At 57.6% G+C, this 255-nt stretch carries 1 pseudogene; it reads left to right on the top strand.

The features are described 5' to 3' along the window. Positions 1–255: pseudogene (locus tag ACTHTJ_RS11025) on the top strand (hypothetical protein); the annotation flags it as partial.

Genomic DNA, 255 nt, shown 5'->3' with positions numbered 1-255 from the left:
CGAGTGTGATCAAGTCAGGCATCAATGCCGCCAGCAAGAAAGTAACCAACGTAGCCGCCGGTACCGATGACGCCGATGCCGTCAACTACAGCCAGCTGAAACAGCAAAGCGCCGCCGCCCGTACCGAGGTTGCAGCCGGTACCAACATCAAAGACGTGGTTAAAGGAGTCGGCAATAAAGGCCAAGACGTTTACACCGTCAACGCCAAAGGCACGACTGCGAGCGCCGGTTCGAGCAAAGTGACCGTTACCGCCG

This window comes from Neisseria sp. P0018.S001 (assembly GCF_051957355.1).
Lineage (GTDB): Bacteria > Pseudomonadota > Gammaproteobacteria > Burkholderiales > Neisseriaceae > Neisseria > Neisseria subflava_A.
The sequence above is the reverse complement of the archived record's forward strand: the minus strand, read 5'-3'. Positions and strand labels throughout refer to the sequence as shown.